Below are 13,063 nucleotides of genomic sequence, written 5' to 3' on the forward strand. Positions count from 1 at the left end.
CGAGTCTTACCGAGCGTTTCCGCTTCGGGGTTAACGTGAGTCGAGGTGACCGGAAGGTTGACGGGGCGACCCGCCCGGAGGCGGGTCGGGCACGCTCTCAGTGCATCCGGCGCGTCTTCGGCGTCGGTGACGGCGCGGGGGCATGCGCCAGGGCGTCGGAAGCCTCGACCGACCGGCGACCCTCGGCGGCAGCGCGACTCATCGCGTCGTCGAGGACCAGCTTGGCGCGCCGGGGCGGCAGCGCGGCGAGGCGCTCGAGGAGGTCTCGCCCTGGCTGCGGGTCGAAGAAGTCTAGGTAGACCTTGTTCAGGTCGGCGTAGACGCTGCGGACCACGGCGACGCGGTCGTCGTGCGCCATCGCCCCGACCTCGACGACCGTGAGCCGGTCGACGATCGGCGCCGGGATGCCTTCGATGTCGTTCGCCGCGGCGATCCACATGACCCGGGAGGCGTCGATCGGGATCCCGAGATGATCGTCGACGAAGCTGCGGGAGCCCTCGGGTTCGAGGAGGCCGTAGAACGGACGGTAGAGGTCGCCGCCGACGTGGTGCGGGGGCGGCTTGTCGATCTCGTCGACGAGGATCAGCGGGTTCGCCACCGCTTCGGTCAGAAGCGCCTTGGCGACCAAGCCCGGCGCCCCGGCCCGCCAGAGCGGGTGACTGCCGGTGAGCGAATCGCCCAGGGTGGCGAGGTTCATCGCGAAGGCCCTGAACGGCACGGCGAGCGCCGCGGCGAGCCGTGCCAGCAGCCAGGTCTTACCGATCCCCGGCGGCCCGAGCAGCAGCAGCGGCGGCAGGCCCGTGGGCACCCCGATCGTCTGCGCCGCCCGCAGGCGGCGGACGACCAAGTCGATGACGGGGCTCATGTGCGGGGCGCGGGCGGCGAGACGCTGCACGTCCGTGACGGCGGCCGCCGTGGGGTGGGCGAGGGTGCGCCACCTGCCGGCCTCGCCGGCTTCGAGCAGCGCCTCGAGCGCCGCGTGGCGGATGTCCAGCCCGCTCCCCTCGCTGACTTCGGGATCCCCTTGAAAGGGCCTTCGACCCCGTCCGAGGGCAGCCTCGACGTCGCGGAGACCGTAGAGCGCGTGAGGCGTCAGCTTTGCCGGCGGGGTCGTCTCTGGTCTCGGTCTCGCCTTCGACGCCATGGCCCATCCCCCGTGCCGGTTCGGCTCGAGGGTCACGAGACCCTCGGGGACCATGGCGAACGGACGGCGAGATCTTCGGGCGTGGTCGGCCGGCAGGGACGTCGGTCAGGGGTGGGGGGTGAGAGACGGGGCGGGGTTCCGCAGCCCGGCGTCACATCGCGAAGTGGCCGAGCATGGCGGTCGCGTGTCCCCGGACGGCGTCGTGGTCCGCGGCCGCCCAGATGGCGATGACGTCACGCCAGGTCCCATGGACGAAGTCCACCTCGTCACCGGCGACTGCGGTTGCGAACAGGTCGATCTCCCGTCGATGGCGGGCGTGGGCGGCAGCCGTCACCGCGCGCCCGTCAGGCCACGTAGGCGGCTCGCAGAAGAGATACAGCAGGGTCGCTCGCTTGCGGGCGCGGGCCCCGGCTGTCCGCAGGCCGAAGCCATGCTTCACGAGCTGCGCCGCGTCCAGGTGCTCGAAGGTCAGGCTTGCGTCCCGTAAGCCGTCGCGGACGCGTTCGAAGCCTCGCATGCGGTCACCCCAGACCGGGCGCCAGTACGCCTCCGAGAGGCTGGGTGCCCCGTGCGATCTGAACGGCTCGTACCTCTTCGACTCGATCCCCACGACGGCGTCGGGGGTGTCGACGAGGACGTCGAGGCATGGGTGGCGACCGCCCGCCCACGGGAACCGCGCGACCCCCTCGAGCTTCATGGACCGAGCCGGCCAGGCCGCGCCGACGCCCGGCAACGGCGGGAGAAGCTCCGGCGTCCGCAGGAAGAAGCCGAAGCCGTTGGCGACGAGTGCCGACGAGGATTCGGCGCTGGCGATCTTGCCGCTGTCCACCTCGTTGCCCGGCGCGGATCGGTAGACCTCGAGGATCGCTCCCGCGTCGAGGTGTGGAAGCAGCACGTCGTCCAGCATCTGATCGCCTCCTCGCCGCAACCGAGGGTCCTACCAGTCGCACAACGAATGATGAAGATGGGCGAGCCGCCGATCGCTGCAGCGAGCCGACAACCCGTCATCCTCCTCCCCGGTCGTCAGCGACGCCCCGGTGACGGATGGGGTGCCGGCGCCTTCCGCGGCCTCGCAGCCGTCACCGAGACGTCGCGTCGGGCGCGGGCAGCGCCGGCAGCGTGACGATCTCCTCGGGCCGGAGCGCGTACGGGGGCTCGAGCCCCCGCATGCGCGCGATGTGGGTGAGCGCTCCCATCCGGCCGCCGGACGCCCGATGCAGGTCGGCGACCTCGGCGGGATCGCGCGTGCCGAAGAGCATGCCGACGACGGTCGCGAAGGCCGCGTCGTCCTCCAAGGGGTCGAGCCGGATGACCTGCGTCGACATGCAGGCGGCCACCACTTCCGCCAGCTCGGGCGAGCCGATCAGCACGGTCGACACGGCGTGCGCGACCATCCTCGCAGGATAATCCAGTAGCTGCTCCAGTGCGTCCCGCCGGCGCGACGACGTGACCCCCAGGAGCCGATCCGCGTCGTCGACGAAGCAGACCGAGGTCCGACGCGTCGGATGACCCGCGATGTTGCCCGGGCTGTGCCACGCGGGAGACCCCATGGTCCCACCGTGTTTGTCCGGGCGTGGCACCATGGTCACGGCGACCGTGGGATGGGTCACCGACGTCTCGCGCAGCGCCCGGTCCACGACCGACCCGGAGACCCAGGTCGCGGGCTGGCACATCTCGGGACAGGCCCCGTAGTGTCGGACCATCGCCTGTTCCCAGCTCGATCCCCGCGCCGGATCGGCCCAGACGCGGTTCGCCGGCCCATTCGTGAGCAGGTCGCAGGCTACCTCCCTCCGCGCGGCGTGTCCGAAGCGTCGGGCGATGGCGCTCTTCCCGGTCCCGTGTTCGCCGCACAGCACCGTGAGGGGCAGCCAGGGGCGCGGCTCCTGGCGCGAGACGCGCAGCAGCGCCCAGAGCGCGGCCGTGGCCCGTGCCGTCACCGACGTCTCGACGAAGAGCTCGCCGTCCACCATGTCCGCCCGCGGCGTGAAACCGTCCCGACCCATGTCCCTGCTCCCCGTTCGACGAGGTGTGACCACCCCTCACGAGCAAGGCGATCCGTCGCGGTCTTCGTCGGGAGTGGGCGCACGACGCCGTGCCAGGGTCGATGGACAAGCGCAAGCGCCCTGGGGCGGCGCCCCGTCGGTCAGGCCGACCGCCTCGTGCCGACGTGCGCGTCGCACCGCGTCGTCGGCCAAGCCGCCCGGTCCCGGCGCAGGTGACCGGGTCCACCGCAGCGGACGCACGTCGACGCGGCGCGGCGCCGGGCGCCCTCGACGGCTGCCTCGACAGCGCTATCGACTGCCGTGTCGTGCACGCCGTGGACGACGAGGTCGCAGCGCAACGCGCCGTCTCGTTCCGTGATGTCGAGCACGTCGACGCTGGCCGTGGGGTATGCTGCCACCGCTCTGCCTATGTCGCGCAGCAGGTCGGCGACGATGTCGGACCAACCGGCCTCGACGTAGCCGATCGGTGCGGGGGTGAGCCAGGCGAGGTCACCGGCGATGTCGTTCACGAAGGGCATGGCGGCGCCCCTCAGCGGCACGGCGCGTCGGCGCGCACCGAGAAGCGTTCGCGAGCGGTGACGCGGCGCAGGAGCGGCTGCGCGCCCGGGTCACCATAGACGTGATCTCGGAGGTGCGACACTTCGGCGTCGACGTTGGCCTCCGGCACGTCCCGCCACCACGCCCGCGGTGTCCGGCCGTCGCCGCTGGCCCACCTGTAGCCGCGGGCCTTCAGCACGTCCTTGCGCTCGAACGGTGAGGCGGTCGCCCAGACCCGCACGGTGACCTGGGCTGCCGTTCCCATCATCAGCTCGAAGCCCGTGGCGCCGAGGGTGAGCGGAAGCTGTAGGAGGTGGAGGAGCGCGGCGCAGTCGTCCAGCGCCCTATGACCGTCGTGGTACGACCGGCGCTCGGCGAGGAGCTGGCCGAGCCTCCGCCCCTCGAAGCCTTCGGCCCGCCAGTCGACCTGGGTCAGCGAGCACGCCCAGGGGAGCTCCGCGAACCACGGCCAGGCGCGCTCGACCACGGGCCGGTCGAAGCCCGCGTTGTGGGCGATGACGATCGAGGCGCCCGCCACGAAGCGGGTCACCGCGTCGTCGTCGATGGTCCGGCCCGCGACGTCGTTGTCCGTGATCCCGGTGAGCCTGACGACGTCGGGCGGGATGGGGCGGCTCGGCTGCCGGAGCGCGGAGAAGCCGTCGACGACATGGGCGACTCTGATCTGCACCGGGTCGAAGGCAAAGCGCAGCATGCCGAGTTCGATCACCTCGTCGGCGTCGCCGAGGCCCGTCGTCTCGGTGTCCAGCACGATCCCGACGGCGAGGCCGGCGGCCGCGCGTTCCGCGTCGGTCATCGTCGACGGCTCGGGCCGCGGCACGCGCCTGAGGATCCGGTAGTTCCCGGTCCTGTCGAGGATCCGGGCCAACGTCTCGCTGACCTCGTCCACCATGCTCCGCCTCCTGCCGACCCGGCGACGGCTCGGCCGTCACGGTGAAGGCGACCACGGGGACGGGTTTTCGGGAGCTTGGCGGACGGATCCTCCGTTCTCAGAAGACCAGGTCGTCGGGCGCGCCGTGGGCGTCGACGCCGGCGACGGCCGCCGCGACGAGCGCCGTGGCGACGGCGTGATGGAGGTCCGCGCGGGCCTCGCCGCGGTGGTGGCGCGGCATGCTCTCGATCAGCAGCCATCTGGCCTCCCAGGCGGACACCACCTCGGCGGCCCGGTCCTCCCAGGTGGCGAACGCCGCCGCGGGGACGCACACGACGGCGTCCGGTTCCTCGCCGGACGGCGGCACCGACACCACGAGCGCCAGGCGCATCATGCCAGGCGAGGCCCGGCCGGCGATGAAGCGTTGGCACGCCCCGAGGCCTCCCTCGAAGAGGGCTCGTGTCCGACGCGGCAGCTCGACGACGTAGGTGCGCATCGACGATCCTCGGCCGAAGGGCCACGCGACGTGCGGGGCTGCCTCGGTCCGAAGGCGACGAGTGGGACGACTTGTCGGGAACCGATCCGGCCCCGTCCGAGGGGCTCGGGGGACGCTCTGTCTGCGAAGGCCCCAGGCTGCGCCTCGACCCTTGCGCACCCTCTGCAACCCTGGGCCTTTCCAGCCTCGACACAACGGTCCGTTAGCTCTGGCGTGCGACCTATGACCTTCCCGTCGTCCCGGTGAGGTCGTTATGCTGAAGGTCCTGGGTTGCGTCGTGCACGAGCACGACCTTCGGCTCGTGGCCATGTCGGCCGTGATCTGCGTTCTGGGCTGCCTCACGACGACCACGCTGCTGGCGAGGGCCGGCGAGACGGCGAGGCGAGACGGGCGCCCCTGGCTCGTGGCGGCGGCAGCGGTGCTGGGCTGCAGCGTGTGGTCGCTCCACTTCGTCGCCATGCTGGCCTTCATGCCCGGTCTGGAGATGGCCTACGGCCTGGGCCTGACGGCGCTCTCGATCCTCGTCGCCGTCGGCGGGGCCCTGATGGCCCTCTTCGCCTGGAAAGCGCCTGCCACTCGTACGGCCCGTGTCGCCCTCTCCGGAGCGCTGCTCGGGCTCGCGATCTCGGGCATGCACTACGTCGGCGTCGCAGCCATGACGTTCTCGGGCTTCCTCATGTTCGACCGCAACTACGTGGTGGCTTCCGTCGTGGTCAGCGTCGTCTGCTCCACGCTCGCCATGGCGAGGGCGGAGAACCTGACCTCGACGGGCCGGCGGCTCGAGGTCGGCGGCTGGCTGACGCTCGCGATCTGCGGGCTGCACTTCACCGGCATGACGGCGATCACCGTCGCACCTGGCACGGCGGAGGTGACCAAGGGCACGATCCTCGGTACGAGCACCCTCGCCATCGCGGTGGGTGGCGTGAGCGTTGCCATCCTGATCGCGAGCCTGATGGCGATCATCGTCGAGCGGCATCTGGCACGGCGCTCCCTCCGAGACCTTGGCCGCATGCGCCTCATGAGCAACCTCGCCCAGGAGGTGCTCTTCATTCACCGCGACGGCGTCGTGATCGAGGTGAACAACGCCGGGGAGCGCCTGTTCAAGGCCTCGGCCGAGGACATCATCGGCCGGCCCGTGCTGAGCCTCTTCACCAAGGACAGCGCGCCGGCGATGATCCGGCGGGAGCGGTGTCCGCCCATCGACCGACATCCCGAGGAGATGGACTTCCAGGCCGTCGACGGCAGCCATGTCGCCGTCGAGCTGTCTTGCCAGCCGATCGAGTACCTCGGCAAGTCGGCCACGGTGGTCGCGCTCCGCGACATCACCGATCGCAAGCGCGACGAGGCCCGCATCCGGCACCTCGCGCGCCACGACGCGCTGACCAACCTACCGAACCGCTACAACCTCCGTGAGCGGCTCGACATCGCGCTCGACACGGCGGCGCAGGACAGGAGCGCCGTAGCCGTCGTCTACATCGACCTCGATCGCTTCAAGCCGGTCAACGACCTCCACGGCCACGCCGCCGGCGACGCGGTGTTGATCCAGGCGTCGAAGCGCATCCTCGCGGAGATCCGTTCGACCGATACGCTGGCCAGAATCGGCGGGGATGAGTTCGTGATGATCCTGACGAGCCAGCCTCAGCCCGAGAAGGCCTCGATCGTCGCGACGCGCATCATCGAGGCGCTTCGTCGGCCGTTCCAGGTCGAAGGGCATCGGATCGAGATCGGCGCCTCGGTCGGCGTCTCCCTCTATCCCGAGGATGGGGCCGACGCCGACGCCCTGATGCGCGCCGCCGACGCCGCCATGTACCGGGCCAAGGAGGAGGGTCGCGGCGCGGTCCGCTTCTACGAGGCCGTCATGAACGCCCAGCTCCAGGCGAGGCTGCAGCTCGAGCAGGAGCTGGCCGGGGCTACCGAACGGGGCGAGCTGGTGCTCCACTACCAGCCGATCGTGAACGGCGTCACGGGCGAGGTGGAGACCTTCGAGGCCCTGATCCGGTGGATGCATCCCACGCGGGGCATGGTGCCCCCGATGGAGTTCATTCCCATGGCGGAGGAGTGCGGCCTGATCGACGGGATCGGACGGTGGGTGATCGAAGCGGCCTGTCGCGAGGCGGCCGGGTGGTCCCACCCCTGGCGCGTCTCGTTCAACGTGTCCCCGCGCCAGTTTCAGCACACGGACATCTGCGCCGTGCTCGGCGACGCTCTGCGGACCCACGGGATCGCCCCGGCCCGGGTCGTCGTCGAGGTGACCGAGGGCATCCTGATCGAGGACGCCGACGAGGCGGTCGCGACCCTCAACCGCCTGCGCGAGATGGGCGTGCGGATCGCCCTCGACGACTTCGGCACCGGCTACTCGAGCCTGAGCTACCTGCAGCTCTTCCAGTTCGACAAGTTCAAGATCGACAAGTCGTTCGTGAGGACGCTCGGCCAGAGCGACCGTGCGCTGACGCTCACCCGGACGATCGTCAACCTCGGCCACAACCTCGGCCTCCAGGTCACGGCGGAGGGGGTGGAGACCCAGGCCCAGCTCGACATCCTCCGATCGCTCGGCTGCGACCAGATCCAAGGCTACCTCGTGGCGCGCCCGGCTCCGATCGATGCCTTCACCGACCTGGATCGGCTTCGGACCAAGGCCTTGTTCGGGCGGGATCGGCCACGGTTGTCCGCGTAGCGGAGGGGGCCGGGCATGGTCTTCGTCCTACGACGTCGGTCGTAGGGGCGGTCAGATCCCGACGTGGTCGCCGGCCTCGTCGAGACCGGTCACGGCGGCGGAGATCATCGCTATAACGACGGCGCCGACAAGGTCTCCGCGCACCGCCTCGCGCTGGCTGGCGGGGGTCGAGTCGATGAGGAGCCAGGACCGGTCCCAGGCCTCGACCAGCTCGTCGGCCAGGGTCTCGACTTTCTGGTAGAGCCTGAGCGGCACCGCGACCATGACGTCCGGCCCTGGGTCTGAGGGCACGTCGGGCCACCACAGCACTAGGCGGGTCGAAGGCGACCCGACGTGCCGCTCGACGAAGTCGAGCGCGAGGGCGAGCCCGTCGGCCTGGAGGAGCGTCCGGCTATGGCGGCGCGGGGTCTCGGTCACGACGAAGTCCGGCATGGGGGTCCCCTCAAGATCGCGGGGCCTCGTGCCCCATGTCGATCAGGCGCTCCGTGCCGCGCGTTTTCGGGCGTCCGACCTCAGCGTCCCCCCGTCCTCGGTCGCGTGTCTGTCGCAGAGCGTCGTCAGCCAACCGTCGACGTCCCGCGTCCGTCCGGGGGCGCCGCAGCGCTCGCAGGTCCGGGCGGATCGCTCCTCGGCTCGGTCGATCATCGCCCGCACCACGCGCCACACGGCGTCCAGGGGGCCCGGCACCCCGGCGAGCGCGAAGAAGACGCGCAGAGATCCGAACTTGGATTTCGTCGTGAAGCCGGTCACGCCCACCCGGGCGTCCGGGTGGTCTGCGGCGACCTCGTCCATGACGATCTCGAGGGCGTCGATCATGTCGACGAAGATTCCCACCCATCCTCGGCTGAGGCTGGCGTAGGGGTCGACGGATCGGATCCAGGCGTGGCCTCGCAGGAGCAGGTCGTACTCGGCCTGCGTGACCTGGGCCGCCTCGCGCATCATCAGCTCGAAGCCCGTGACACCGAGCGTGAGCGGAAGTTGCAGGAGATGGAGGAGCGCGGCGCAGTCGTCGAGCGCCCTGTGGCCGTCGTGGTACGAGCGGCGCTCGGCCAGGAGCTGGCCCAGCTTTCTGCCCTCGAAGCCTTCGGACCTCCAGTCGACTTGCGTCAGCGAACAGGCCCAGGGCAGCTCCGCGAACCACGGCCAGGCGCGCTCGACCACGCACCTATCGAACGCCGCGTTGTGGGCGATGACGATCGAGGCGCCCGCCACGAAGCGCCCCACGGCGTCGCTGTCGATGGTCTGGCCCGAGACGTCCTTGTCGGTAATGCCCGTGAGCCGGGTGACGTCGGGCGGGATCGACCTCCTCGGCTGACGGAGCGCGGAGAAGCCGCCGACGACATGCGCGACCCTGATCTGCACCGGGTCGAAGGCGAAGCGCAGCATCCCGAGTTCGATCACCTCGTCGTCGACGCCGAGGCCCGTCGTCTCGGTGTCCAGTACGATCCCGACGGCGAGTCCCGCCGCCGTGCGTTCCGCGTCGGTCATCGTGGATGCCGTCGGCGACGGCACGCGCCTGAGGATGCGGTAGTTCCCGGTCCTATCCAGGATCCGCGCCAGGGTCTCGCTGACCTCGTCCATGCCTGTCTCCCACGATTAGCCTGACCGTCAGGTGAAAGGCGACCGGGGCTGTGGATTTTCGGGAGCGCTCGGCGAGGTCTAGAAGTCGTCGTCGATCGGCCGACCGTTCCGGTCGGCGCCGGTGATGGCCGCCGCGATCAGGGCGATGGCGATGACGTGATGGAGGTCGGCGCGGACCTCGTCCCGGTGGCGCCGCGGCGCGCTGTCGATCAGCAGCCACCGGCTTTCCCAGGCGGCGATCGCCTCGGTCGCACGAGCCTCCCAGTCGCCGACGACGTCCGCGGGCACGCACACGACGGCGTCTGGACCTGCGACGGGCGGCGGCGCCTCGACGACGAGCCCGAGGCGCGTCAGCGCGGTCTTGCGCCGGATGAAGGCGAGGCACTGTACCCGCTCGCCCTCGAACAGGGGCCGCGCCTCGCGCGGCAGCTCGACCACGCAGGCCTTCATGGGGAGGTCTCCGAAAGGTCTGGGTCGGACTGGATGCTGTTCGATGTCGGCATGGCCCTTCTCCGTCGGCCCGTGGGCCTCATCGGTGAGGGCGATGGCGGGACCTTGTTATCGGGAGGCCTTCGCTCGAGGTCAGGCGGTCGACGACGCGAGCGATGGACCTGCGCTTCGACAGTCTTGGTGGTCCCGACGTATCGACGGCCTGGATCCGCTCCCCTGTCGGGGTCAGCGGCCTCGTCGGATCATCGCTTCGAACAGCAGGATTTCGGGATCGGCTTCTCGAGACGGCGCGGCCGGCGGCGGCGCGCGCCTGAGGATGCGGTAGTGCCCAGTCCCGTCCAGGATCAGAGCCAACGTGTCGCTGACCTCGTCCATGCCCGGCCCCCTGCCGACCGCCCGACGGCCTGGCCTTCATCTCGGAGGCGAACGCGAGGCCGATTTCGGCAACGGGCGCGCGCCAAGTGGCCACCCTCGGCATCTGAACCCGATCAGGTCGGCCGTGCCGATGTGATCGTAGTCGACCGATCACGCCGATCGTAGGCACCTGCGGCTTGCTCAAGGGCAGACGTACCGCGGTACGATTGGGCGGCTGCAGAGCGTGTACCGCTATCCGACGCAATGTCGGTCGCCGACCCTGACCGATCCGACACGAAGCGACGACACTTCGTCGAGGTCAGCCGTACGGTCAGATGCCCGCGTACCATTGGTAGCCGGTGTCCTCCCAGTATCCGCCCTTGCCCTCGCCGACATCCTTGAAGTCGGACATCAGCTGGATGCGCTTGATGTACTTCGTCATCTTGTAACCGAGCTGGCGTTCGACGCGCAGACGCAGCGGGGCCCCGTACTTCACCTCCAGCGGCTTGCCTCCCTTGTCGTAGGCGAGGATGGTCTGGGGGTGGCGCGCCGCGAGCAGGTCGATGCTGCCGTAGAAGGGCGTGGGGCCTGACGGATCGCCGTCGTCCATCGTGTCGAAGCAGTGGAACACGACGTACTGCGCGGTCGGCTTCACCCCGGCCCGATCGAGTACGGCCTGCAACGGCGTCCCGGTCCATTGTCCGATGCAGGACCATCCCTCCACGCAGTCGTGGCGGGTGATCTGCGTGCGGGACGGCATGGCGCGAAGTTCCGCCATCGTCAGTTCGATCGGACGCTCGACCAAGCCGTCGACGACCAGTTTGTAGGCCTTGAAGCCGTTCGCCGCCATCGCTTGATAGTGCTTGTCGTCGGGGTCGGTGGAACCGTTGGCGTAGAAGGTCGTCGAGACGTCGCTCAACTCGTACTCCTGCGCCAGTTGCTCCGGGCCCAGCATCGCTTCCTGCACCTTCCGGTTCAGACCGCCGACCCCGCCTAGCACCTCCTTCACCAGAGGGTTGTCGGTGACGTTCTCGCAGCCGGCGAGGGCCAGGGCACCGAGGACGGTCGCGCCTCGCGCGAGGAGGGCACGACGCGTCGTGGGGCGATCAACCATGGATGTCGCGCTCCTGCCCGATGTCGTACCAGCCGGTGACCATCGAGCGCATGTTGTTGAAGAGGCCGGACAGCAGCACTAGGGCCACGTGGACGACCACGAACAGAACCACACCGAACGCCGCGAGGAAGTGGATCGAGCGAGCCGTCTGGCGGCCGCCGAAGACGTGCAGCAGGAAGGGGAAGGCGGCATCGAGGCCCGGGGACATCGCCCAACCCGCCAAGACAAGGAGCGGGAGCAGGACGAAGGCGACCGCGAAGTAGGTCATCTTCTGGATGGCGTTGTACTGCCGCGCCTGCTCGCCCCTTGCGAAACGTAGGCGTGCGTGGTCGAGGATCTCGCCGCCGACGTGCCGCCACTGGGCGCGGCTCGGCAGGAAGTCCCGGCGAAAGTGGCGTGTCGCGAAACCCCACACGAGGTAGACGAGCCCATTGGCGACGAACAGCCAGGCGAACACGAAGTGGATCGCCCGCCCGGTGCCGAGATCCTGCTCACCAGGCAGCGTCGCCCAGGACGGGAAGGCCCTCTCGGTCGGTTTGCCTTCGAACTCCGACAAGCCGAGGACGCCGGTCGTGTCGAAGCGATGGTCGCCGATCCGCACGTAACCCCGCGCCTTGCCGTCCAGCTCGTCGGAATCGATGACGGCGGGCGGGTGGTCGAAGTCCGTCTTGATGCCGAAGTCGAGTTGCGGGCGGGCGTTGAAGATCTGCAGGCCGCTCATCAGCAGCATGGTGAGGCACAGGACTGTAATCCAGTGCGTCACGCGAACCACGACGCTGTGGCGCTTCACCAACGTGACGAGGCGCTGCTCCTTCCCTTTCGGAACGGCGTCGTCGTTCGACACGACGGGATCGTCCAGTTCCGTTTCGGCCAATGACATCGAGGCTCCCATCGCATTCATCTGCCCAGTGGTCGCCGCATCTAGCTTCCCAGAAGTTGCGTGACGGACGTATCGAACCATCGATACCCACCGATCCACCTGTCCATGGTCCCGCGTAGACGTCCGGACTGGGAGACGACGCACGACGTGGCGGGATCGACTCCATAAATTTACGGATAGTGGAAACGCGAATTTGGACGCCGCTCCGGCGCATCCCACCGCCGTTCGCTGCGTAACTGGATATGCGGTGCCTTATATGAGGCGCTCAGCGAGGCCCAGGTGCTGGACATCGCAGGTCCTTTGATCGCGGGATGATCTCGTATCGAAGGCATAACAGGAGAGAACCCATGACGAAGACCAAGAACCTGATCGTCGCATGTGCGGTCGTCGCCCTTTCGCTCGGTGCCGTCGTCGCGCCTGCCTCCGCTCAGATGATGATGAAGAAGACGATGATGCATCACCACATGATGCATGGTAAGATGATGCATGGTAAGATGATGCACAAGAAGATGATGATGCACAAGACCATGAACCCCATGTAACATCCTAGCTGAGACGCTCTCTTGGTGAGAGGGCGTCTCTTCAATGAGCTTGAGATGACTTGTGTTTCAAGTACGTCACTACCGCATCGGCTCTGCAATGCACACATGACGTGTGTAGGGCGGCTCGCACGGTGCTCGCCGACTGGGTCGACGAGTTTCGCCACTCGCTCTTGCTGATCGCCTCGTGGATCTCGGTCTCCACCTTCTTGCCGGGCCGTAGCCAGAAGCGACGGTGTCTCGTACCTTGTACGCGATCCACCAGTCCTGCGTGACGCGCGCGATGGCCGCGTGAGCAACCGGTTCGGGCGCAAACGACATCGATGATGGTTGGATCGCACCGATGCTCACGATAGCGTCGATCGTGTCAGCCGGTCCGCATGGTCGCCTCGCCTTCGACGC

14 protein-coding genes are annotated in these 13,063 nt (G+C 69.0%); 2 read left to right on the plus strand and 12 right to left on the minus strand.

The features are described 5' to 3' along the window. Nucleotides 1–97 precede the first annotated feature (97 nt). From D3272_RS22645 to D3272_RS22670, 6 genes are all read right to left on the minus strand, one after another. Nucleotides 98–1,180 carry an AAA family ATPase gene (locus D3272_RS22645; protein ID WP_165361484.1) on the minus strand — a complete coding sequence of 361 codons (1,083 nt, stop codon included), beginning with the start codon at nucleotides 1,178–1,180 and terminating at the stop codon, nucleotides 98–100. Between the two features lie 115 nt (nucleotides 1,181–1,295). Next, nucleotides 1,296–2,051 carry a hypothetical protein gene (locus D3272_RS22650; RefSeq protein ID WP_129221488.1) on the minus strand — a complete coding sequence of 252 codons (756 nt, stop codon included), beginning with the start codon at nucleotides 2,049–2,051 and terminating at the stop codon, nucleotides 1,296–1,298. Nucleotides 2,052–2,223: 172 nt separating this feature from the next. After that, the gene (locus tag D3272_RS22655; RefSeq protein WP_129221489.1) at nucleotides 2,224–3,147 is read right to left on the minus strand and encodes a hypothetical protein; all 924 of its coding nucleotides are present in this window, start codon (nucleotides 3,145–3,147) and stop codon (nucleotides 2,224–2,226) included. Between the two features lie 140 nt (nucleotides 3,148–3,287). After that, nucleotides 3,288–3,656: a hypothetical protein gene (locus D3272_RS22660; protein ID WP_129221490.1), complete on the minus strand. Its 369-nt coding sequence runs from the start codon at nucleotides 3,654–3,656 to the stop codon at nucleotides 3,288–3,290. A 20-nt stretch (nucleotides 3,657–3,676) separates the two neighbouring features. Next, nucleotides 3,677–4,594 carry a 3'-5' exonuclease gene (locus D3272_RS22665; RefSeq protein ID WP_129221491.1) on the minus strand — a complete coding sequence of 306 codons (918 nt, stop codon included), beginning with the start codon at nucleotides 4,592–4,594 and terminating at the stop codon, nucleotides 3,677–3,679. Nucleotides 4,595–4,691: 97 nt separating this feature from the next. Beyond that, the gene (locus D3272_RS22670; RefSeq protein WP_129221492.1) at nucleotides 4,692–5,069 is read right to left on the minus strand and encodes a hypothetical protein; all 378 of its coding nucleotides are present in this window, start codon (nucleotides 5,067–5,069) and stop codon (nucleotides 4,692–4,694) included. 253 nt (nucleotides 5,070–5,322) lie between these two features. Between D3272_RS22670 and D3272_RS22675 the strand changes: the two genes are divergently transcribed. After that, a complete protein-coding gene (locus tag D3272_RS22675; RefSeq protein WP_129221493.1) occupies nucleotides 5,323–7,743 on the plus strand; it encodes a bifunctional diguanylate cyclase/phosphodiesterase in 2,421 nt (806 codons plus the stop codon). Nucleotides 7,744–7,794: 51 nt separating this feature from the next. Here D3272_RS22675 and D3272_RS22680 read toward each other — a convergent pair whose 3' ends face one another. The 6 genes from D3272_RS22680 to D3272_RS22700 form a co-directional block, all read right to left on the minus strand. Further along, complete coding sequence (locus D3272_RS22680; protein ID WP_129221494.1) at nucleotides 7,795–8,175, minus strand: hypothetical protein; 381 nt, start codon at nucleotides 8,173–8,175, stop codon at nucleotides 7,795–7,797. A gap of 42 nt (nucleotides 8,176–8,217) precedes the next feature. Then, a complete protein-coding gene (locus tag D3272_RS22685) occupies nucleotides 8,218–9,324 on the minus strand; it encodes a 3'-5' exonuclease (RefSeq protein ID WP_129221495.1) in 1,107 nt (368 codons plus the stop codon). A 78-nt stretch (nucleotides 9,325–9,402) separates the two neighbouring features. Then, nucleotides 9,403–9,774, minus strand: coding sequence for a hypothetical protein (locus D3272_RS22690; RefSeq protein ID WP_129221496.1), 372 nt, complete (start codon nucleotides 9,772–9,774; stop codon nucleotides 9,403–9,405). A 225-nt stretch (nucleotides 9,775–9,999) separates the two neighbouring features. Then, a complete protein-coding gene (locus tag D3272_RS27505; protein WP_165361485.1) occupies nucleotides 10,000–10,149 on the minus strand; it encodes a hypothetical protein in 150 nt (49 codons plus the stop codon). Nucleotides 10,150–10,459: 310 nt separating this feature from the next. After that, nucleotides 10,460–11,242, minus strand: a complete 783-nt coding sequence (locus D3272_RS22695; RefSeq protein ID WP_129221497.1) for a molybdopterin-binding protein — start codon at nucleotides 11,240–11,242, stop codon at nucleotides 10,460–10,462. Next, complete coding sequence (locus D3272_RS22700) at nucleotides 11,235–12,122, minus strand: cytochrome b/b6 domain-containing protein (protein ID WP_129221498.1); 888 nt, start codon at nucleotides 12,120–12,122, stop codon at nucleotides 11,235–11,237. Before D3272_RS22700 ends, D3272_RS22695 begins: the two co-directional genes overlap by 8 nt. A 347-nt stretch (nucleotides 12,123–12,469) precedes the next feature. Here D3272_RS22700 and D3272_RS22705 point away from each other — a divergent pair, with 347 nt between their 5' ends. Beyond that, complete coding sequence (locus D3272_RS22705; protein WP_129221499.1) at nucleotides 12,470–12,664, plus strand: hypothetical protein; 195 nt, start codon at nucleotides 12,470–12,472, stop codon at nucleotides 12,662–12,664. The last annotated feature ends 399 nt before the right edge of the window (nucleotides 12,665–13,063 follow it).

This window comes from Lichenibacterium ramalinae, from assembly GCF_004137085.1.
GTDB classification, from domain to species: domain Bacteria; phylum Pseudomonadota; class Alphaproteobacteria; order Rhizobiales; family Beijerinckiaceae; genus Lichenihabitans; species Lichenihabitans ramalinae.

Bases quoted from the DNA above. Each gene is read 5' to 3' on its own strand.
- D3272_RS22690 (WP_129221496.1), bottom strand. From the start codon at position 9,774: ATGAAGGCCTGCGTGGTCGAGCTGCCGCGCGAGGCGCGGCCCCTGTTC.
- D3272_RS27505 (WP_165361485.1), bottom strand. From the start codon at position 10,149: ATGGACGAGGTCAGCGACACGTTGGCTCTGATCCTGGACGGGACTGGG.
- D3272_RS22675 (WP_129221493.1), top strand. From the start codon at position 5,323: ATGCTGAAGGTCCTGGGTTGCGTCGTGCACGAGCACGACCTTCGGCTC.
- D3272_RS22695 (WP_129221497.1), bottom strand. From the start codon at position 11,242: ATGGTTGATCGCCCCACGACGCGTCGTGCCCTCCTCGCGCGAGGCGCG.
- D3272_RS22665 (WP_129221491.1), bottom strand. From the start codon at position 4,594: ATGGTGGACGAGGTCAGCGAGACGTTGGCCCGGATCCTCGACAGGACC.
- D3272_RS22705 (WP_129221499.1), top strand. From the start codon at position 12,470: ATGACGAAGACCAAGAACCTGATCGTCGCATGTGCGGTCGTCGCCCTT.
- D3272_RS22680 (WP_129221494.1), bottom strand. From the start codon at position 8,175: ATGCCGGACTTCGTCGTGACCGAGACCCCGCGCCGCCATAGCCGGACG.
- D3272_RS22700 (WP_129221498.1), bottom strand. From the start codon at position 12,122: ATGTCATTGGCCGAAACGGAACTGGACGATCCCGTCGTGTCGAACGAC.
- D3272_RS22670 (WP_129221492.1), bottom strand. From the start codon at position 5,069: ATGCGCACCTACGTCGTCGAGCTGCCGCGTCGGACACGAGCCCTCTTC.
- D3272_RS22655 (WP_129221489.1), bottom strand. From the start codon at position 3,147: ATGGGTCGGGACGGTTTCACGCCGCGGGCGGACATGGTGGACGGCGAG.
- D3272_RS22685 (WP_129221495.1), bottom strand. From the start codon at position 9,324: ATGGACGAGGTCAGCGAGACCCTGGCGCGGATCCTGGATAGGACCGGG.
- D3272_RS22650 (WP_129221488.1), bottom strand. From the start codon at position 2,051: ATGCTGGACGACGTGCTGCTTCCACACCTCGACGCGGGAGCGATCCTC.